General features: G+C 61.9%; 14 protein-coding genes. 7 read left to right on the forward strand and 7 right to left on the reverse strand.

Annotation, left to right across the window (positions count from 1 at the left end; all coding sequences use genetic code 11):
• The first annotated feature begins 4 nt into the window (after positions 1-4).
• Positions 5-808, forward strand: a complete 804-nt coding sequence (locus tag C5J26_RS16675) for an ABC transporter permease (protein WP_105402763.1) — start codon at positions 5-7, stop codon at positions 806-808.
• Positions 809-838: 30 nt separating this feature from the next.
• Positions 839-1,903: an ABC transporter ATP-binding protein gene (locus C5J26_RS16680; RefSeq protein ID WP_105402764.1), complete on the forward strand. Its 1,065-nt coding sequence runs from the start codon at positions 839-841 to the stop codon at positions 1,901-1,903.
• A gap of 52 nt (positions 1,904-1,955) precedes the next feature.
• On the opposite strand, the gene C5J26_RS16685 is transcribed toward C5J26_RS16680, so the two are convergent.
• The 5 genes from C5J26_RS16685 to C5J26_RS16705 form a co-directional block, all read right to left on the reverse strand.
• A complete protein-coding gene (locus C5J26_RS16685; RefSeq protein ID WP_105402765.1) occupies positions 1,956-2,837 on the reverse strand; it encodes a dihydrodipicolinate synthase family protein in 882 nt (293 codons plus the stop codon).
• Between the two features lie 36 nt (positions 2,838-2,873).
• A complete protein-coding gene (locus C5J26_RS16690; protein ID WP_105402766.1) occupies positions 2,874-4,490 on the reverse strand; it encodes an ABC transporter ATP-binding protein in 1,617 nt (538 codons plus the stop codon).
• Positions 4,483-5,406 carry an ABC transporter permease gene (locus tag C5J26_RS16695; RefSeq protein WP_105402767.1) on the reverse strand — a complete coding sequence of 308 codons (924 nt, stop codon included), beginning with the start codon at positions 5,404-5,406 and terminating at the stop codon, positions 4,483-4,485. The genes C5J26_RS16690 and C5J26_RS16695 overlap by 8 nt, the downstream gene beginning before the upstream one ends.
• An 11-nt stretch (positions 5,407-5,417) precedes the next feature.
• Positions 5,418-6,332, reverse strand: a complete 915-nt coding sequence (locus C5J26_RS16700; RefSeq protein ID WP_105402768.1) for an ABC transporter permease — start codon at positions 6,330-6,332, stop codon at positions 5,418-5,420.
• Positions 6,333-6,415: 83 nt separating this feature from the next.
• The gene (locus C5J26_RS16705) at positions 6,416-7,912 is read right to left on the reverse strand and encodes an ABC transporter substrate-binding protein (RefSeq protein WP_105402769.1); all 1,497 of its coding nucleotides are present in this window, start codon (positions 7,910-7,912) and stop codon (positions 6,416-6,418) included.
• A 434-nt stretch (positions 7,913-8,346) separates the two neighbouring features.
• Between C5J26_RS16705 and C5J26_RS16710 the strand changes: the two genes are divergently transcribed.
• From C5J26_RS16710 to C5J26_RS16720, 3 genes are read left to right on the forward strand one after another with little or no spacing between them, the layout of a single operon-like run.
• A complete protein-coding gene (locus C5J26_RS16710; RefSeq protein WP_105402770.1) occupies positions 8,347-9,537 on the forward strand; it encodes an exo-alpha-sialidase in 1,191 nt (396 codons plus the stop codon).
• The gene (gene pdxA / locus C5J26_RS16715) at positions 9,537-10,484 is read left to right on the forward strand and encodes a 4-hydroxythreonine-4-phosphate dehydrogenase PdxA (protein ID WP_105402771.1); all 948 of its coding nucleotides are present in this window, start codon (positions 9,537-9,539) and stop codon (positions 10,482-10,484) included. Before C5J26_RS16710 ends, pdxA begins: the two co-directional genes overlap by 1 nt.
• A gap of 10 nt (positions 10,485-10,494) precedes the next feature.
• Positions 10,495-11,613 (forward strand): iron-containing alcohol dehydrogenase, encoded by a 1,119-nt coding sequence (locus C5J26_RS16720; RefSeq protein WP_105402772.1) that lies wholly within the window; start codon positions 10,495-10,497, stop codon positions 11,611-11,613.
• Positions 11,614-11,676: 63 nt separating this feature from the next.
• Here the strand turns inward: C5J26_RS16720 and C5J26_RS16725 are convergent, their stop codons facing one another.
• Together C5J26_RS16725 and C5J26_RS16730 are read right to left on the reverse strand one after the other, a co-directional pair.
• On the reverse strand, positions 11,677-12,381 hold the full coding sequence (locus tag C5J26_RS16725; protein ID WP_105402773.1) for a FadR/GntR family transcriptional regulator: 705 nt from the start codon (positions 12,379-12,381) through the stop codon (positions 11,677-11,679).
• Between the two features lie 3 nt (positions 12,382-12,384).
• On the reverse strand, positions 12,385-13,413 hold the full coding sequence (locus tag C5J26_RS16730; RefSeq protein ID WP_105402774.1) for a four-carbon acid sugar kinase family protein: 1,029 nt from the start codon (positions 13,411-13,413) through the stop codon (positions 12,385-12,387).
• Positions 13,414-13,719: 306 nt separating this feature from the next.
• On the opposite strand from C5J26_RS16730, the gene C5J26_RS16735 reads away from it, so the two are divergent.
• Positions 13,720-19,983 (forward strand): HAMP domain-containing protein, encoded by a 6,264-nt coding sequence (locus C5J26_RS16735; protein ID WP_105402775.1) that lies wholly within the window; start codon positions 13,720-13,722, stop codon positions 19,981-19,983.
• A 10-nt stretch (positions 19,984-19,993) separates the two neighbouring features.
• Positions 19,994-21,670, forward strand: coding sequence for a response regulator (locus tag C5J26_RS16740; RefSeq protein ID WP_105402776.1), 1,677 nt, complete (start codon positions 19,994-19,996; stop codon positions 21,668-21,670).
• Positions 21,671-21,679 lie beyond the last annotated feature (9 nt).

The following is a 21,679-nucleotide window of genomic DNA, read 5'->3' on the forward strand; positions in this document are numbered from 1 at the left end:
GAACATGAACACGTTCATGCGCTGGGCCGGTTTCATCGTCGTGCTCTTCATTGCCGCACCGCTCGTCATCGTCGTGCCGATGTCGTTTTCGAACGCGAGCTCGCTGCAATTCCCGCCGCCGGGTTACTGGCTTGGATATTACCGGGCTTATTTCACCAGCATGGATTGGCTGATACCGACCTGGAACAGCATCGTGATCGCGACTGCGACGACCATCCTCACCATGGCCCTGGTCGTGCCTGCAACCTTCGCCCTGGTGCGCCACAAGTTTCGCGGCAAGGGGTTTGCCGACCTGATGATGCTGATGCCGATGGCAGTGCCCCATATCGTCATGGCGGTCGGCTACTATTCCTATTTCGGCGATCTCGGGCTGGTGCACAGCCATCTCGGCGTCATCCTGGCGCATACCTGCCTGTCGGTCCCGATCGCCTTCCTCGTCCTTTCGGCCAATCTCAAGGGTTTCGACCGAAACCTTGAACGCGCCGCGCAGAGCCTCGGCGCCAGTCCGGCAAAGACCTTCCTGCACGTCACCCTGCCGATCCTGCGGCCGGGGCTGGTCATCAGCTCGCTCTTCGCCTTCATCCAGTCCTTCGACGAGACCGTGGTGGCGATCTTCATTTCGGGCCGCGACGCCGAGACCCTGCCGCGCAAGATGTTCGACAGCATCCGCCAGGAGGCCGATCCGGTGATCGCCGTCATCTCGACGCTGCTGTTCTTCGTCGTCCTGCTCGGCATAGCGGCTCCCTATTTCGCCAGCGCGCTGCGCAGCCGCGCTCCCAAGCCGAGCCGGCCCGCCGGCGCACATTGATCCTCGCAAGGACTTCCCCAAGGACTTTCCATGACGAACTATCTGCAACTCTCCAACATCACCAAGACCTACGGACACTTCACGGCGCTCGACGATGTGAGCCTGTCGGTCGACAAGGGGGAGTTCGTGACCTTCCTGGGACCGAGCGGTTCGGGCAAGACGACGACCTTGATGATCATTGCCGGTTTCGAGAAGGCGAGTGGCGGCACTGTGGAAGTCGGTGGCCGGTCGATCTCCGAGCTTGCGCCGCACGAGCGCAATATCGGTATCGTGTTCCAGAACTACGCCCTGTTTCCGCACAAGACGGCGGTCGAAAACGTCTATTTCCCGCTGCAGATGCGCGGTGTCAGCCGTGTGCGGGGCCTGAGGCAGGCAGAGGACATGCTGTCGCTCGTCGGGCTCAAGGGTTTTGGCCATCGCCATCCCAAGGAATTGTCCGGCGGCCAGCAGCAGCGCGTCGCGCTGGCTCGCGCCCTGGTTTTCGAGCCTTCGCTGCTTCTGCTCGACGAGCCGCTCGGCGCGCTCGACAAGAACCTGCGTGAGCAGATGCAGATCGAGATCAAGCGTATCCAGCGCAGCCTCGGCGTGACGACCATTTTCGTGACTCATGACCAGTCGGAAGCCATGTCGATGTCCGATCGCATCGTGGTGTTCGAGAAGGGGCGTATCGAGCAGGTCGCAGCACCCCTGGATATCTACCATCGCCCGCAGACCTCGTTCGTCGCCGCCTTCATCGGCGAGAGCAACCTGATCCCGGCAATCATTACCAGCGGGGCCGGCAAAACGGCCGAAAACCCGACGCTTGGAGCCTTCCAATACGCTGGCGACGATGCTCTTGCCGACGGCCAGAAGGTGACGCTGCTGATCCGCCCGGAGCATATCAAGCTGTCACGCAGCCCGATCGAGGGCCGCAAGAACGCCCGCATGATCGTCGAGACGATCGTCAACTACGGCGACAACGCACTCGTGATCGGACGGGCAGGGGATATCCCCATGCGCGTCAGGGTGCTCGGCGCCGATGTAGTGATCATCAAGGAAGGCGAGGAATGCTGTATCAGCTGGGCGCCTGACGTGGTCTTCGTGATCACCAAATAGGGTTGCACTCGAAGCGTGTCGTAAACTTGGCGACACCTTAGGTCAGAAAACCCTACAGCAGCTCGTATTTTTTCAGGATCTCTCTTATTTTCTCGTCTTGAGTGTCGTCCGGAAGCAGGGCAGGCTGCCTGCTCGCGCCGACTGATTTGTCCTGGAGGTAAAGCGAGCGCTTGACCATGGCGGGCGCAAAGCCCAGCGCATAAAGCTCCGTGCGAAAGGCGGTATAGATCGCCTGCTGACGCTCCGCTTCCGCGATGTCGCCGGAGTTGAAGGCCGCAAGGATGCCGGCGAGCACGTGCGGCAGGGCGTTTCCGAGGCCTGATATGCAGCCAGCAGCGCCGTTCTGCAGCGACCACAGGACAAGATGGTCAGGACCGGAATAAACCTCGAATCCCGGGTTTTCTTTCGAGACCTGGAGGTAGGCTGCCAGAGTTTCCTGAGCGCCGCCGGATTCCTTGATGCCGGCGATATTGCCGTGCCCGGCAAGCTTTGCGGCCGTCGCCGGCTCGATATGGTTCTGGGTCCGGGCCGGGATGTCATAAAGATAGACCGGCGTCTTGACCGTATCCGCGACCGTCGAGAAGTGGCGGACCAGTCCATCCTGGGTGCAGGCGATAAAGAAGGGGGTGATGACGGCGATGCCGTCGACGCCGATCCGGTCGAACTCTTTGGCCAGCTGCACCGTTTCGAATGTGGCCGGCATCCCGGCATTGACGATGATTTTGGCGCGACCCGCGACCTCGTCGACCACGTGTTCCGTCAGCCGGATCTTCTCTTCGTGGGTGAGAGCGGTGAAGTCACCATTGGTGCCGGCGCACATGATGTTGTTGCCCGCCGCCACCTGCCGGCGCACCTGGGCGCGGGTCGCCTCGAAATTGATCGTCTCGTCTTCGTTGAAGCAGGTCACGAGTGCGACAAAGGCATTTCTGGTCATTCAATCAACTCCGCTTATCCGCCGCTCGGCGGTGTGTCATGCACGTTTGAGACGGGCTGCCCGGTGTTCGGCCTGAACATCCGGGTCCGGATCGAGGCTCGCCGCCAGGAGCGCTTGTGTATAGGCTTCACGGGGCGTCTCGAAGATCTCCCGGACCGTTCCCAATTCCACCACTTCGCCCTTCTGCATGACCATGACGTAGTCCGCGAAGTCGCGAACGACGGGCAGGTCGTGGGCGATGAAGATGAAGGAGATGCCCATGTCCCGGCGCAGCTTGTCGAGAAGCGCGATGACCTGGGCCTGCACCGATACGTCGAGCGCCGACACCGCCTCGTCGCAGACGATCAGCTGCGGCTCGAGCGCAAGCGCACGGGCGATTGCAATCCTCTGCCGCTGGCCGCCGGAGAACTGGTGCGGGTAACGGCTCATGTGTTCGACTGAGAGGCCCACCTGCACGAGTAGTTCCGCGACCCGTTCCCGCCATTGGCGCTTCGGCAGAATGTCGGGATGGATGGCCCATGCTTCCGATACGAGCTGGAACACCGTCATGCGCGGATTGAGCGACTGGGTGGGATCCTGAAACACCATCTGAAGGTCGCGCCGGAGCTTGTAGAGTTCCGATGGCGAGAGCTGAAAAAGATCGCGCCCCTTCCAGTGTGCCGTACCGGTATCCGGCTCGTCCAGCCTCAAAAGAACGCGGGCAAGCGTCGATTTGCCCGAGCCGCTTTCGCCGACGATCGCCATGGTCTCGCCGGCTCTCAGATCGAACGAGACACCCTTCAGCGCATCGAAGGAGCCGTAGCGTTTGCGTATGTCCCGGACGCTGAGCAGCGGCTCACCCGACAGCTGCGCGATGTGCATCTCGCCCTTTCCCGGGGCGGCGCCGATCAGCTTTTTGGTATAGGGATGCGTCGGGTTCTTGTAGACGTCGCGTACCGTACCGGTCTCGACCAACTCGCCTTTTTCCATGACGACGACGCGATCGGCGATTTCGGCCACCACGCCGAGATCGTGGGTGATGATCAGCACGCCCATGCCGGTTTCCCGCTGCAGCTCCTTCAATAGCGCCAGCACCTCGGCCTGGACGGTCACGTCGAGTGCGGTGGTCGGCTCATCGGCGATCAGCAGGTCGGGGCGCAGTGCAAGCGCCATCGCAATCATCACCCGCTGACGCTGGCCGCCGGAAAATTCGTGCGGATATTTGCCCATGGCGCCTTCCGGATCGGGAATGCCGACCCGCGTCAACAGGCGCACCGCTTCGCTCCTGGCCTGTTCGGCGGGCATGCCATGGGTCGTCATCGCCTCGCGGATCTGCCATCCGACGGTATAGACCGGGTTCAGATGGCTGAGCGGATCCTGAAAGATCATCGCGATCCGCCGGCCGTTTGCCTCGCGGCGCGCCTGGGGCGGCATGGTCAGCAGGTCCTTGCCGTCCAGCAGGATCTGCCCGGCACTGATCCGGCCGGGCGGCATGTCGATGAGGTTCATGATCGCCGCTGACGAAACCGACTTGCCCGATCCGCTCTCGCCCAGGATCGCCAGCGTTTCGCCGCGGTCGAGATGATAGGAGATGTTTCGCACGGCATGCACGACGCCGGCCGCCGTGTGGAATTCGACCGAGAGGTTGCGGACTTCCAGCAGGTGCTCAGCCATTCTTTCGGCCTTTCATTTCCAGGCGCCAGCGCTGAACCGGGTCGAGCGCGATGCGCAGCCAGTTCGACAAAAGGTTGAGCGACAAGGTCGTCATGATGATCGCCAGCCCGGGCCAGAACGAGAGCCACCACGCATTGGTCAGGTACTGGCGCCCCTGGGAAATCATCAGCCCCCAGGTGATCGCGGGAGGCTGAATACCGATGCCAAGGAAGGACAACGCGCTTTCGGCAAGCATGACATAGGCGAAGTCGAGCGTCGCGAGCGTCGTGAGCGTCGGGAAAACCACCGGCAGGATGTGACGGAACAGGATGCGGTTCTGCGAAGCGCCCATCACCCGCGCCGCCTGCACGAACATCCGCTCGCGGATCTCCAGCACCTCGGCGCGGGTGGTGCGCAGGTAAACGGGGATGCGGGTGATCGACAGGACGGCGACCAGGTTCACGATCGACGAGCCCAGGAGATAAAGGACGATCACCGCGATCAGCAGCGAGGGAAAGGACATGATCACGTCTGCCAGGCGCATGATCACCTGCCCGACGCGCGGCGATGAAAAGCCGGCGACGAGGCCGAGCAGCGTGCCGGCGACCGATGACAGGATCACCGCTCCTGCGGCGACCATGATCGTATTCTGGGTCGCGACGATGATGCGCGCGAGCAGCGGCCGGCCGAGAGCGTCGGCCCCCATCCACCATACCCATTCACGGCTCCAGTCGAACGGCGCGAGGTTGCGGCCGCGCAGGTTCTGCTTGGTGGCGAGTTCGCCGAGCCAGGACGGCCCGATCAGGGCAAGCACGATGATGACGAGCAGGAAGATTACCGCGCAGAGCGCGAATTTGTCGGCCCAGAGCATCCGCGCCATGCGGACCGCGAAGGGGGGCTCGTGGATGATCGTCGTATCGGAGGTGGAAACACTCATCGTTGCGCTCCTCAATGACGGATGCGCGGATCGAGAAGCGCATAGGCGAGATCGATCAGCAGGTTCATGAGGAAGATCGCCAGCGCGGTCACCAGGATCGCGGCCAGGACGACGTTGAAGTCCCGCTGCAGGATCGAGTCGATCATCAGCTTGCCGACACCGGGGAAGCCGAAGATCGTCTCGACCACCACGGCGCCGTTCAGGAGGCTTGCCGCCTGGTCTCCGATGACGGTGATGACCGGCAGCATGGCGTTGCGTAGGGCGTGGATGAAGATGATCGGCCCGGCCTTGACGCCTTTTGCGCGCGCCGTCTTCACATAGGCGGAGGATAGCGCGCCGATCATCGAGCCGCGCACCACCTGGACGATGATCCCGAAGGGACGGACGAACAGCACGGCGATCGGCAGGATCCAGTGCAGGATCGAGCCGGTACCGGAGGTCGGCAGCCATGCGAGGTTAACGGAGAAGACGACGATCGCGACGATGGCCAGCCAGAAATCCGGGACCGACGCGCCAACGAGTGAGATGATCGAGGAGAGCCGGTCGAAGAAGCCGCCGGAACGAAAGGCGGCGAGCGAGCCGACGACGATGGCGGCCGCCGTGACGAGCGACATGGTGATCACGGCGAGCCAGAGCGTCCACACGAAGGCTTCCGTCACCACACCCAGCGCCGGCCGTGCCTTGCGGAGCGATTCACCGAGATCGCCGGTTACCACGTCGCCGACATAGCGCCCGAACTGCACCATCAGCGGGTCGTTCAACCCGTGAAGCTCGCGGAACTGCTGCTTCATTTCGGCCGAAGCCTCGACGGGCAGGAAGAGAGCGGCCGGATCGCCGGTCAGGCGGGACAGGAAGAACACCAGCACAAGCAGCCCGACCAGTGAAATCAAGCTCGCCACGGAGCGCTTACGAATGAAACTGAGCATGTCGCCCTCGACTATTATGGCGGCGGATGGGTACCCGCCGCCTTTGGGTCGTGATTGGAAATCCGGTAGCCGGTTTCCGCTGACTATTTGATGCCGATCTCGGACAATTGCAGCATCGAATTTGTAGCGATGGTCGGTTTGAAGTCGATACGCGGTGAAACGCGCGAGAAGCCGACCATGTGGAAGAGAAGGCCGTCTGCAACCACGTCGTCATGCAGGTAGGCGATCAACTGCGACCAGAGCTTCGCACGTTCGTCGCCGACTGCCGCCGAGGCGCGCTTGATCAGGTCGTCGACCTTGGGGTCGGAAAAGCCCGACTGCGTACCCTGCGAGGCATATTTGAAGAACATGGTGAAGGACGGATCACCCTTGGAGTTGTCGTGCATGGCGGCGACGATGATCGGGCCACGACCTTCCTTGAAGGGCTTGGAATAGTAGCTCTCGTGTTCGGCCACTTCCACGAACTTCAGGTCGACCTTGAAGCCGACTTCCTGGAGTTGCGACTGAACCGCTTCCATGATTTCGGTGACGTTCGGGAAGTTTGCCGTGCGGGCGATCAGCGTGATTGGCGTATCGACCTTCACGCCGGCGGCCTTGGCCTCCGCGAGAAGCTTCTTGGCGCCTGCCGGATCATAGGGGAACACCTTGACGTCCGGGTTCCAGCCCTGGGTGGTCGGCGGAACCAGCGCCGTGGCGAGCACGGCGCCATCCGGCACCAGCGTGCCGATGAAAGCCTGACGATCGATGGCCAGATTGAGCGCCCTGCGAACCCGCACGTCGTTCAGCGGCTGAATGTTGTGGTCGAGACGCAGATAGACCGTCTCGCTGTCGAGATAGGAGAAGTCGGTCTTCGGATCGGTTGCATCCAGCTGCGAGATCGACGGAGAAAGATCCGCCTCACCAGCCTTCACCATCGCCGCACGCACGGACGGATCGGAGCGGAACAGATAGGTCGCCTCGGTCACCTGCGGCTTGGCGCCCCAGTAGTCGCTGCGGGCGGCCAGCACGATCTGCTGACCCGGCGTCCAGTTCTTCAGCGCATAGGGGCCGGTTCCGACCGGCTCGCGAATGAATGCCAGCGGAGTTTCTTCCGGGACGATCGTCACCAACGACATCAGCAAAGGCAGGATCGGCTGGGCCGGGTCGGCCTTGAAATCGATCGTGTTGGGATCGACGACATTGGCGCTGATCTTCATGCCGCCGAAATAGCGGCGGGATTCGCAGGCGTTCTTGTCGCTCATCACGCGGTCGAAGCTGTGCTTCACGTCCTTGGCGTCGAACGTCGTCCCGTTGGAGAACTTGACGCCCTGGCGGAGATGGAACCGCCAGCTGCCGTCCTGGGTCTGCTCCCATTTTTCGGCAAGGCGTGGCATGACGCCCTTCTTGCCGCGTACATCGAGCTCGGTCAGGGTTTCGCTGACATTCTCCATGATGATACGACCGATGTTGGAACGGGTCGCCATGCAAGGCTCCAGCAGATCGGCTTCTTCGGGCAGCACGATCTTGATAGGACCGGACCCCGCGTAAGCCGGCGCAAGCGCAGATCCAAGGATCAGCGCGGTCATCAGCATCTTCTTCATGTGGTTCACCTCCCAAGTGAATATAAATTGATCGGACACCGTTCCGATCGACCTGCCGTGGCCCGGTGGATGAACGGCTGATTTGGTGATTGGCGAGCCGACCCGTGAAGGAAGACCGATGGCGATTTAGAGGCTCTATCGTGGGGCGTTCGGGTCTTGGACCGAAAATTTCTCCCGACGGCAGGGCCATATATTTCGCTGCACCGCGATCGCCTACTCCTCCTGTGCTATTCTCCTCCAAACCATGTTCTGTCCTGCACACTTTGTCAAATTGTTTTGCGACGTAATTTTTTGAGAAAAATTCATTCGAAAAAATACCATTATTTTCCATATTGTTATGATTACAACTGCACCTGAGATCTGCAGCTGGTGCGTATTATAAAACTTGACAACTTTGTGTTTCTGGCAATTCTCAGCGCCGAGAGGAGAGCTTTATGAGCCCTGATGAAATAGCGGCAGCAATGACCGGCAAGGTACGGATGACCGCCGACAGGCACGAAGCCTTCCTGCCTTCCCCCATGGTGCAGAACCATGCAAGCTTCCTGCATCTCCTGGCTGACGGCGCGTTGATCTGCGCCTGGTTCGGTGGCTCGCTGGAAGGCAAGTCCGACATATCCATTTTCGCGTCCGTTCTCATGTCGTCTTCGGACCTCTGGGGGCTGCCGCAGAGGCTGAGCTTCGATGACGCGCATTCCGAGCAGAACCCGGTTCTGTTTACCGCGCCCGATGGCCGGCTTTGGCTTTTCCACACGTCGCAGCCTTCCGGCAACCAGGACGAATGCCGTATCCGCATGGCCGAGATCCGGCGTGATCAAAGCGACCCGACAAGGCTGACAGCGGAGGCGGGCGGTTATCTCGACCTGCCGAAAGGATGTTTTATCCGGGCTCCACTGACGGTGCGGGATGACGGCGCATGGCTTCTGCCGATCTTCCGCTGCGTTCAGCGGCCGGGCCAGAAGTGGAATGGAAGCCATGACACGGCGGCAATCGGGATATCGACAGATGCCGGGAAAACCTGGCGCCTCGAAGAATTGCCGCGTTCGACCGGCTGCGTCCACATGAGTCCCGTCGCCTTGCCGGCAGGCGGTCATGCGGCTTTTTTCCGCCGGAGGCAGGCGGATTTCGTCTACCGGAGCGAAAGCGCCGATGGCGGCCGATCCTGGTCGGTGCCCGAGGCAACGGATGTGCCGAACAACAATTCCTCGATTGCGGTTATCCGGTTGAAGGACGGTCGGCTTGCGATGATCTGCAATCCGGCAAGCGCGGCTCAGTCCGGCGATCGCCGTGCTTCGCTTTACGATGAACTCGGCGAGAGTGACGAAAGACCGGATGCCGATCCTACGGGCGGCTGCGTGCCCGTCTGGGGCGTGCCGCGCGCGCCGGTCTGTGTCTGTATTTCGAATGATGGCGGGCTAAGCTTCCCAGTCCGTATTCTGATCGAAGACGGACCGGGCACCTGCCTGTCCAACGATTCCACCGATGGCCGGAACAAGGAAATGTCCTATCCGTGGCTGCTGGAAGCGCCGGACGGGACCCTGCACATCGCCTATACCTATCACAGGCGGGCAATCAAATACGTGAGCCTGGCTTCGGGCTGGGCAGACGCGACTGACGGGAGAATTTGATGAGCAATATCATTGGTATCACCATGGGAGACCCCTGTGGCGTCGGTCCGGAAGTAACAGTCAAGGCGCTGGCCGAGATGTCGGACGCCGATCGCTCCGCAACGCGGGTCTACGGCAATCTTGCGACGCTGGAGGCGGCCCGCGACGCGGTCGGGGTCACGCTCGACCTCACGCCTTACGTGGTCGATCTTCCGGTGGAGGGAGCGCCTCTGCCCTGGGGGCAGTTGTCGGCGGTCGCCGGCGATGCGGCGTTCCGCTTCATCGAGCGCGCCGTACGCGATGCCGAGGCCGGCTCGATCGGCTGCATCGTCACCGCGCCGATCAACAAGGAAGCGCTCAACCTTGCGGGTCATCACTACGATGGCCACACGGGCATGTTGCGCAGCCTCACCGGCTCGGCAGCGGCATACATGCTGCTGGCCTCCGACCGCCTGAAGGTGATCCATGTCTCCACGCATGTTTCCCTGCAGGAGGCCATCCGGCGCGCCACGACGGAGCGGGTTCTGGCGACGATCCGCGCCGGTGACGCGCATCTGAAGCGCATCGGTTATGAACGTCCGCGCATTGCGGTTGCCGGCATCAATCCCCATTGCGGCGAAAACGGCCTCTTCGGCACGGAGGACGACGATCAGATTGCGCCGGCCGTCGCTGCCGCCCGCGCCGAAGGCATCGAGGTTCACGGGCCGATTTCCGCCGATACGGTTTTCCACCGGGCCTATTCCGGCGGCTTCGATCTGGTCGTCGCGCAGTATCACGATCAGGGCCATATCCCGATCAAGCTCGTTGCCTTCGACACGGCCGTCAACGTTTCTGTCGATCTGCCGATCGACCGCACCTCCGTCGATCACGGCACCGCGTTTGATATCGCCGGCAAGGGGATCGCCAATCACGGCAACATGAATTCTGCCATCGCCTACGCGCGCAAGCTCGTGGCGGGGGTCCGGTAAGGAAAGCGTCATGGCCATTGCACCCATCACACTCCACCAGCCGCTGCGCCTCGCCGTCGGGGCCGGCACGATCAGCCAGGTTGGCGTCTGGGCTGGCGACGTCGCCTCGACCCTGGTCATTGCGACGCCGATCACGGCTGGTTTTGCCGACCGTCTGCAGTTGCCCGGCCGATTTTCGATATTCGACGCCATTCCGGGCGAGCCGGATACCTTGACGCTGGATGCTGCGCTGGCGGCTGCCCGCGAGGCTCGTCCGCAACTGATCGTCGGCCTCGGCGGTGGATCCGTGCTGGACGTCGCCAAGCTTGTTGCGGTGCTGTGGGATTCCGAGCAGAACCTCGAAGACGTTGCCGGTCCCAATCGCGTCGCCGGTCGAGGCACGCGGCTTGCGCAGATCGCGACCACGGCGGGTACCGGCTCGGAGGCGGGCATCCGTTCGCTCATCACCGATCCGGTCAAGCGGACCAAGATCGCGGTCGAAAGCCCGCATATGATCGCGGATTTCGCCGTGCTCGATCCTGAGCTGACCTATTCGGTGCCTCCGGCCGTGACCGCCGCGACGGGTGTCGATGCCATGGCGCATTGCGTCGAAGCCTTCACCAACCGCCGCGCCCATCCGATGATCGATGGCTTTGCCCGCATGGGATTCGGGCTCGTCGGCCGGTATCTGGCGCGGGCGGTGAAGGACGGGCAGGATACGGAGGCGCGCGAAGGGTTGATGCTCGCTTCCTATTACGGTGGGATTTGCCTTGGCCCGGTCAATACGGCGGCCGGCCATGCGATCGCCTATCCACTGGGGACGCGGCTCAACCTGCCGCACGGTCTGGCGAATGCCATCGTTTTCCCGCATGTGCTGGCTTTCAACCAGTCTGTCGCCGCCGCGAAGACCGCGGAAGTGGCCGCGGCACTCGGTCTCGGTGACAATCTCTCCTCGGACGAATTGCGATCGTCGGCATGCGATTTCTGCGGAGCGCTTGGCATTCAAATGTCGCTGGCGGCTCACGGCGCCAGGCAGGATGAGCTTTCCCTCTACGCTTCTGAGGCGCATGCGATCCGTCGGCTGATGGATAACAACCCGGCCGAAATGAGTATCGACGATGTGCTGGGAATCTACGAGGCGGCATTTTGAAGTGATAGCCATCCGGCGGTAGGCTGCCGGATGGCCGTTATTTCCGGATGACGCATTCGGGTTTCATTGGTGCGACGATTGGAACAGCCGCGCGCGTGAACCCTTCAAGTGGTCCAGCATCAACTGCCGCGCCGCTTCCTGGTCACCACGAGTGATTGCATCGGCAATCGCCTCGTGCTCGCCGAACACTTTCGCCAGCCCGGTTGCCTCTCTCTTCACGGAGGCTCCGTGGAATTTCATCCCCACTGCAATGTGATCTTTCAGGGCCTCCATCGCCGTCGAGAAGTAGTTGTTCTGAGCCGCTCGCGCGATAGCCAGATGGAACTGGTAGTCGGCGTCTTCGCGATGGGCCTGGCGGTTCGTGGCATCGCGCAGCAATTCCAGGGCCCGCGTTATGGCTGCCAGGCTTTCCTTGTCGTGACGCACTGCCGCTGCTGCCGCCGCCGCAGGTTCAAGCGTCATGCGAAACTCATAACAGTTGAGGAGATCGGCAACGTTTTCCAGCTGGCCGAATCCGAGCGGTTCACGCAGGCCGAGCGCACGCACGAAGCTGCCGGCACCGCGTCTCGAATAGATCAGTCCCTGCTCGCGCAACCGTCTCAGCGCTTCCCGGATGATCGGCCGCGACACTTCGAATTCGTTGGCTAGCTCATGTTCGGTCGGCAACCGCTCGTCCGGCCTGTATGCCCCCGACTTGATCGCGCGCAACATCCGCTCAAAGACGATATCAGGAAGGCCCTTGCGGGCAGTGCCGCTCTCAAGCCCCATCGTTCAACCCTTCTCGTCCATGGCTATTCTTGCTATCTCGCACAATGTGCCCGGCGTGCCGAATCCGCCGGATTTGGCGATGATGCATTGGCCATCGATATAAGCCAAGCCAAGGCCTGGCAGACATTCGCCGAGAAGCTGGAATCGCGAGACATTCATTGCCTTCAGGACAGCCTCGGCAGTCGCGCCGCCCGACAGAAGCAGAGTGGCGACCGGTGCCGTCATGTCCGGGACTATGCTTGCCGCCAACCGGTCCGATACCAGAAGCGGCAGATCGTCCTTTCCATCCGGCGTGGCCTGAACCAGCGTCACGGAATGCTGCGGCGGTGCGATCCTCTCCGGGTGCCCGTTCGGCGCGGCAATATAGTCAGGCACGACCGCCCGCCGCAATTCCTCGACTTGCGCCAGCGTGATCGGATCTCGCGAGCCGATGACGAAAAGGGCAGGGCCGGGTTCAGGGAGAGCCAGTTCGGCGACCTGACGGCCGGTCATGTGACAGGCCAGCGCCTCGGCGAGACCCCTGGCGCCGACAAGAAGATCTGCCCCGGCCTCGCGGCCAATTGCCAGAGCCGCAGACATGTCTTCCTGTGAAAGCGTATCGGGAATGATGGCGCGTTCGGCATGAACGCCAAGCGCGTCGGCGACCTTCAACGGCTTGTCCAGGCCGAAACCTTCGACATGTCCCGTTCGGACATTCCGTCCGAAGTCAGGTATCGCAGGCGCGACGAGTGCCAGATGAAAAGGCGTCGCGTCGAGCTCGGCGGCGATATTGCCCTTGAGGCGGGAATCGATCTTCTTGAACAGGACGATGTCCGACGGCAGGCAGGACAGGGCCGCCGCAGTCGACTGCCGCGCAGCCTCCGACTCGACTTCCCGAGATCCGAGGTTGACTGAAAGAACCGCGGGCCTCAGTTGCAACGCCGCTCCGATAGCCTCGGTGCTCAACGCGATTTCAGTATGCAGACCTCTGCCGGCAAACGGCGCCGCGCAATCAAGCGCGCCAGTCAGGTCGTCGGCAAGAATAACCAGCATAATGGGCCACATAATCTGTTGTTATCTTTTTGAGCGAAATTTGCTCATATTGTCAATTGTATAACAGCAGTATTTGACAAATTGTGTCGTCGCGTGGGCGCCGGATGGATTGGCCAGGCCGTATTTTTGCGGGCCTTCACTTGCTGTAATTTGGCGTCCCTTTGCAGAGCGAAATCTGCTCGTTTGACGCGGGAGGCGGAGCGCGCCCGGCCTGTAGTCTTTTTGAAATCCTGCGCTAGATTAAATGGCACTCTAAGGCAGGGGGCTTCGGTGAGCAGACAGGGCAATGACGTTCAGCGCAGTGGCATGGATTCGGATGACCTTTCCGACGTAGATGTGGCGGTGATGGCGGACGAAGACGCCCGCGCCCTGCTTGAAGCTCTCCTGGCGATGAGACGGGGAGACTTTTCGGTCCGGATGCGGTCCGATATGACCGGCGTCACCGGAAAAATTGCAGATACATTGAACGACATCATCGCGGCCAACCAGAAAATGGCGGCGCAGCTCGAAAATGTCGGTCAGGTTGTCGGGCGGGATGGCCGCACCAGCACCCGGGTCAGATTTGGCCTCTCCGATGGAGCCTGGGCGGACATGGAAGGGTCGATCAACACCCTGATCGACGATTTGCTGTGGCCGACGACGGCGGTTACCCGGACGATCACGGCGGTCGCCAAGGGTGACCTGCTGCAAACGGTTCCGCTTGACGTCGATGGGCGTCCGCTGAAAGGGGAGTTCCTGCGTTCGGCCGAGATCGTCAACACGATGATCAAGCAACTGAGCGTGTTCACGTCCGAAGTGACGCGCGTCGCCCGCGAGGTTGGCACGGATGGCAAGCTGGGTGGGCAGGCTCAGGTTCCGGAAGTGACCGGCGTTTGGAAGGACCTGACCGAGAGCGTCAATTCGATGGCTTCGAACCTGACCGCTCAGGTCCGCAATATCGCAGACGTCACGATTGCGGTCGCCAACGGCGATCTTTCCAAAAAGATCACCGTCGATGTCCGCGGCGAAATCCTGCAGCTGAAGGAGGCCATCAACACGATGGTCGACCAGCTCCGCTCCTTTGCATCGGAAGTGACGCGCGTTGCCCGGGAGGTCGGCACGGAAGGAAAGCTGGGGGGCCAGGCGCTCGTACCGGGGGTAGCCGGCACGTGGAAGGATTTGACCGACTCGGTCAACGCAATGTGCGGCAACCTGACGGCGCAGGTGCGAAACATCGCCCAGGTCACGACCGCCGTCGCCCGCGGCGACCTTTCGAGAAAGATCACCGTCGACGTGTCCGGCGAAATCCTTGAATTGAAGGAAACCATCAATACGATGGTGGACCAGCTCAACGGCTTTGCCGGCGAGGTGACGCGTGTCGCCCGCGAAGTCGGCACCGAAGGCCGCCTAGGTGGTCAGGCTCAGGTGCCGGGCGTGGCCGGAACCTGGAAAGACCTCACCGACAACGTCAACTCCATGGCGTCCAATCTGACGGCCCAGGTGCGAAACATCGCCGAAGTGTCGACGGCAATCGCCAATGGCGACTTGTCAAAAAAGATCACGGTCACGGTTTCGGGTGAAATCCTGGAACTCAAGGAAACCATCAACACGATGGTGGATCAGCTCAACGCGTTTGCATCGGAAGTCACGCGTGTCGCCCGCGAAGTCGGCACGGAAGGGCGGCTCGGCGGCCAGGCCAACGTCCGCGGCGTCGCCGGCACCTGGAAGGACCTGACGGAGAACGTCAACTCCATGGCCGGGAACCTCACGGCACAGGTCCGCAACATCGCTGAGGTCTCGACGGCAATCGCCAATGGGGACTTGTCGAAGAAGATCACCGTCGACGTGAAGGGTGAAATCCTGGAGCTGAAGGAGACCATCAACACCATGGTCGACCAGCTCAACGCGTTTGCATCGGAAGTCACGCGTGTCGCGCGCGAAGTGGGGACCGAAGGCCGGCTCGGCGGCCAGGCCAACGTGCGCGGCGTCGCGGGAACCTGGAAGGACCTGACGGACTCGGTCAATTCCATGGCCTCCAACCTGACCGGTCAGGTGCGAAACATCGCCGAAGTTGCGACCGCCGTCGCCCAGGGCGACCTGTCGAAGAAGATTACCGTGACGGTGTCCGGCGAAATTCTCGAACTCAAGGAAACCATCAATACGATGGTGGACCAGCTCAACGGCTTTGCCGGGGAGGTGACGCGTGTCGCCCGAGAGGTCGGGACGGAGGGACGTCTTGGGGGCCAGGCGAACGTTCTGGGTGTCGCCGGCACCTGGAAGGATCTGACGGATTCGGTGAACTCGATGGCGGGCAACCTGACGGCCCAGGTCCGCAACATCGCCGAGGTCTCGACGGCGATCGCCAACGGCGACCTGTCACGCAAGATCACCGTCGACGTGAAGGGTGAAATCCTTCAGCTGAAGGAGACGCTCAACACGATGGTGGACCAGCTCAACCGGTTCGCCTCGGAAGTGACGCGTGTGGCGCGCGAAGTGGGTACCGAAGGCAAGCTCGGCGGCCAGGCTCAGGTGCCCGGCGTTGCCGGCACCTGGAAGGATCTGACCGAGAACGTCAACTCGATGGCCTCCAACCTGACAGGTCAGGTGCGAAACATCGCCGAAGTGACGACCGCGGTCGCGCGAGGAGACCTGTCGCGCAAGATCACTGTCGACGTGAAGGGTGAAATCCTCGAACTGAAGAACACCATCAACACGATGGTGGACCAGCTCAACGCCTTCGCCGGCGAAGTAACGCGCGTTGCACGCGAGGTTGGCACCGAAGGCAAGCTCGGCGGCCAGGCGCAGGTGTCGGGTGTCGCCGGCACCTGGAAGGACCTGACCGACAGCGTCAACTCGATGGCCGGCAACCTGACGGCCCAGGTCCGCAATATCGCCGAGGTCGCCACCGCGATCGCCAATGGCGACTTGTCACGCAAGATCACCGTCGACGTTCGTGGCGAAATCCTGCTGCTGAAGGACACGCTCAACACCATGGTTGACCAGCTGCGGTCGTTCGCGGGCGAAGTGACGCGCGTGGCGCGCGAGGTCGGCACCGACGGCCGCCTTGGCGGCCAGGCCGTCGTGCCGGGCGTCGCGGGAACCTGGAAGGATCTGACTGACAACGTCAACCTGCTTGCCGCCAATCTCACCACGCAGGTCCGCAACATCGCCGAAGTCACGACCGCCGTTGCGCGAGGCGACCTGTCGCGCAAGATCACGGTGGATGTGAAGGGCGAAATCCTGGAACTCAAAAACACCATCAACACGATGGTGGATCAGCTGAACGCCTTTGCGGGCGAAGTCACCCGCGTGGCGCGCGAGGTCGGCACCGAGGGCAAGCTCGGCGGCCAGGCGCAGGTGCCCGGCGTCGCGGGGACGTGGAAGGACTTGACCGACACGGTCAACGTCATGGCCGCCAACCTGACCGAACAGGTGCGCGGCATCGTCAAGGTGGTGACGGCGGTTGCCAACGGCGACCTCAAGCAAAACCTCACCGTCGCATCCAAGGGCGAGGTCGCAGCGCTTGCCGAAACCATCAACAACATGACCAATACGCTCGCGACCTTCGCCGACCAGGTCACCACGGTGGCTCGCGAAGTGGGCGTCGAAGGCCGTCTTGGCGGCCAGGCGAACGTGCCGGGCACTGCCGGTACATGGAAAGACCTGACGGGTAACGTCAACCTGCTGGCCGCAAACCTCACCACCCAGGTCCGGGCTATCGCCGAGGTGGCAACCGCCGTCACCAAAGGCGACCTGACGCGGTCGATCCAGGTGGAAGCGCGCGGAGAAGTCGCCGAGCTCAAGGACAACATCAATACGATGATCGGCAATCTGCGCCTGACGACGGAGCAGAATACCGAACAGGACTGGCTGAAGACGAACCTGGCGAGATTCACCAACATGCTCCAGGGGCAGCGCGACCTGACGCTGGTCGGGAAAATGCTGCTGTCGGAACTGGCGCCTCTCGTCGGAGCACATCAAGGCGTGATCTATCAGGTGGACGCCGAGGATCGCCAACCAACCCTGTCTCTGCTGTCCAGTTACGCGGACGGGGTCGGTGCGGCACATCCGCGGCGCCTGGAATTCGGCCAGGGCCTGGTGGGGCAGTGCGCCATCGATGCCCGTCGCATCCTCGTCACCAATCTTCCCGACAATGTCGTTCCCATCAGCTCGGGGGTTTTCTCGACCCTTCCCAAGAGCGCCATCGTTCTGCCGGTTCACTTCGAAGGACAGGTCAAGGCGGTGATCGAGCTTGCTTCGGCCGGCGAATTCACCGAGCTGCAGCTTTCCTTCCTCGACCAGCTGACAACCTCGATCGGCATCGTACTCAACTCGATCGAGGCGACGATGCAGACGGAAGGTCTGCTCAAGCAATCCCAGCAGCTTGCGACCGAACTTCAGACGCAGCAGCGGGAGTTGCAGCAGACCAACGAGCAGCTTGAGCAAAAGGCGCAGCAGCTCGAAGAACGAAACGTCGAGGTCGAGGCGAAGAACCAGGAAATCGAGCAGGCCCGCCGTGCGCTGGAAGAAAAGGCGACCGAGCTTGCACTCACATCGAAATACAAGTCCGAGTTCCTCGCCAACATGTCGCACGAGCTGCGCACGCCGCTCAACTCGATCCTGATCCTCGGCCAGCAGCTGGGAGAAAACCCCGACGGCAATCTTTCCGGCAAGCAGGTGGAGTTTGCAAAGACGATCCATGGCGCGGGCACCGATCTCCTCAACCTGATCAGCGATATTCTCGACCTCTCCAAGATCGAGTCTGGGACCGTTTCGGTCGATGCCGAAGAGATATTCATCACCAACCTGCTGGAGATGATGTCGAGGCCGTTCCGGCATGAGGCGGAAAACCGCGATCTCAGCTATATGGTCGAGATCGGCGAAGAGGTGCCGAGAAGCATCATTACCGACTCCAAGCGGTTGCAGCAGATCCTCAAGAACCTGTTGTCCAACGCCTTCAAGTTCACCGCGCAGGGCGGCGTCACGCTGAAAGTCGCTCCGGTGACGGAAGGCTGGTCCCTGGATCATCCTTCTCTCAAACATGCCCCGTCGGTGATCGCCTTCGAAGTCTCCGATACCGGTATCGGCATCCCGCCCGAAAAGCAGCGGATCATATTCGAGGCATTCCAACAGGCGGATGCCTCGACCAGCCGGAAATACGGGGGCACCGGGCTAGGTCTTGCGATCAGCCGCGAACTGGCGAGCTTGCTTGGGGGCGAAATCCAGCTGCGCAGCACCCCCGGCGTCGGCAGCACGTTCGTACTCTACCTGCCGCTGACCTATGTCGGCGCTTCCCCCGTGCCAAAATACCTGCCGGCGCAAAGCAACGTGGTTCAGCTCGCGGAAGCGGCCGCGGCACGGCGTGCCGACAAAACCACGGAACAGATCGACGACGATCGCGGCGAAATAAACCCCGGGGACGCGGTTCTGTTGATCGTCGAGGATGATCCCCACTACGCCCGGGTGCTTGTCGATCTGGCCCGTGACAGCGGGTTCAAGGTCCTGGTGGCCACGCGCGGCAGCGAAGCGTTGAATTTCGCGCAGGAATTCAAACCCGCCGCGATATCCCTCGACATCTTCCTGCCGGACATGCTCGGCTGGACGGTGCTGAGCCAGCTCAAGCAGAGCGCGGCGACGCGGCATATTCCGGTCCAGATCATCAGCCTTGACGAGGACCGTCAGCATGGCCTCACGCGCGGCGCTTTCGCCTTCATGAGCAAGCCCACAACCACCGACAGCCTCGGAAAGGCATTCCTGCGGCTGAAGAATTATGCCGAACCGCGTCGCAAGCGGCTTCTGCTCGTTGAAGACAGCGAGGCGGAGCGGCTGAGCGTGACTGCTCTGCTCAGCCATGATGACATCGACATCGAAAGTGTAGGCTCGGGTGCCGAAGCGCTGGCCGCGCTGAAGCAGGATCCGGCCGACTGCGTCGTTCTCGATCTTACCCTGCCTGACATGTCGGGCTTCGAAGTTCTCGAAAAGATCCGCGACGACAGTGACATTGCCGAGGTTCCGGTCGTGGTGTTCACGGGCCGCGAGCTTTCGCCGGAGGAGGACGCCCAGCTACACACGATGGCGCGCAGCGTCGTCGTCAAGGGTGTGGAGTCGCCCGAGCGTCTCCTGGATGAGACGGCACTGTTCCTCCACAGGGTGGTGGCCGATATGCCGGCCGCCAAGCAAGCGATGCTTGAGGAACTTCACAGTTCCGATGAGGATCTGATCGGGGAAACCGTTCTGCTGGTGGACGACGACGCCCGCAATATCTTCGCTCTCAGCAGCGTTCTCGAGCGCCGCGGAATGCGGGTCCTGACAGCGACGACCGGCAGCGAGGCCATCGACGTCATTCACAGGGAGCCGGCTGTCGCGATCGTCCTGATGGACATCATGATGCCTGGAATGGACGGCTACGAAACAATGCAGGTGATCCGCTCAGACCACCGGTTCCGGCGCCTGCCCATCCTTGCGCTGACCGCAAAGGCAATGAAGGGAGACCGCGAAAAGTGCCTGGAGGCGGGTGCGTCGGATTATCTGGCAAAGCCGGTCAATACGGAGCAATTGCTTTCCGCTCTCCGCATGTGGCTGCATCGCTAGGGATATGGCCATGAACCCCGTCAATATCCTTCTCGTGGATGATCAGCCGGCAAAGCTCCTGAGCTATGAAGTCGTGCTGCAGGAGCTTGGCGAAAACCTGATCAAGGCCCAGTCGGGCAGGGAAGCCCTGGAGCATCTCCTGCGCAACGATATCGCGGTCATTCTCGTGGATGTCTGCATGCCGGAGCAGGACGGCTTCGAGCTCGTCAGGATGATCAGGGAGCACCCCCGATACCAGCATACGGCGATCATTTTTGTGTCGGCCGTCATGATGGCGGAACCGGACCGGCTGCGGGGTTATGCGGCGGGTGCCGTCGACTATGTCTCGGTACCCATCGTTCCGGAAGTTCTGCGGGCCAAGGTCCGGGTATTCGCCGACCTGTACCGGAAGACGAGGGAACTGGAGCGGTTGAATGCCGACCTCGAGGACAGGGTTCGGGAACGCACCGCCGAACTCGAAGCGTCCTCGAACCAGCTCCGTCAGCTCAATGAAGACCTTGAGGAACGGATCGACCAGAGGACGCGCGAGCGCGAAGAAGCGCTTGCGCAATTGTTTGAGGCGCAAAAGCTGGACACGATCGGCCAGCTGACCGGCGGCGTCGCCCACGATTTCAACAACCTGCTGATGGCGGTGCTGGGTAGCTTGAACCTCCTGAAGAAGCGGCTTCCAATCGACGAGAAGAGCGAGCGGCTGATCGCCAATGCGATACAGGCGGCCGAGCGCGGCGCGGCTTTGACCCAACGGCTGCTGGCCTTCGCGCGCCGCCAGGAATTGAAGCCGCACGCGGTCGATTTCGCCGAACTCTTCGAAAACATTCAGGACCTCTTGAGCAAGGCGCTGGGGCCTGGGGTCGATATCAGAAAAGATATTCCGCCACGGCTTCCGCAGTTGTTGGTCGATAGCAACCAGCTTGAACTTGCCCTCCTCAATCTGTTCGTGAACGCGCGCGACGCGATGATCGGGGGCGGTACGATCATGGTGTCCGCAGAGCAGAAAGATGTCTCGAGGCACGGCCGCCTGGCCGCCGGTCGATACGTGCGGATTTCGGTGTCCGATACCGGCGAAGGCATGGACGAAGCGACGGTGATCCGCGCAGCCGAGCCCTTTTTCACGACGAAAGGGCCTGGAAAGGGGACGGGTCTCGGCCTTTCCATGGTGCACGGCCTGGCGGCTCAATCGGGTGGCATCCTGGACCTGTCGAGCGTCAAGGGAGAGGGGACGACGGTGTCTTTGTGGTTGCCGGTCGCCGAAAATATTGCGGTGGCGGCGTCGTCAGCGGAGGCCGCATCGCAGGACGCTGCTCCCAATGTGCCGCATCCACTGACGGTGCTTGTGGTCGACGACGATTCGCTCGTCAGCATGGGAACGTCGGCAATGCTGGAAGACCTTGGCCATGTCGCCACGGAGGCATCCTCGGCCGCCGCCGCACTCGAGATCCTCGGCTCCGACCAGAAGTTCGACCTCGTGATCACGGACCACGCCATGCCGGGCATGACCGGCGCGGAACTGGCACGCCGGATCCTCGCCTCCTATCCGGGCTTGCCGGTGATCCTCGCCTCCGGATATGTTGAACTGCACGAAGATCACGGGCTTTCAGATCTCCCGAGGATGATGAAGCCGTTCACTCAAGAGCAGCTTCAGACGGCAGTGCATCGCGCGGTGGCTGAGCGGGCGACGGCCGCCTGAGCGCCCCTT

Origin of the sequence: Neorhizobium sp. T7_12 (assembly GCF_002968535.1) — a bacterium.
Lineage (GTDB): Bacteria > Pseudomonadota > Alphaproteobacteria > Rhizobiales > Rhizobiaceae > Neorhizobium > Neorhizobium tomejilense.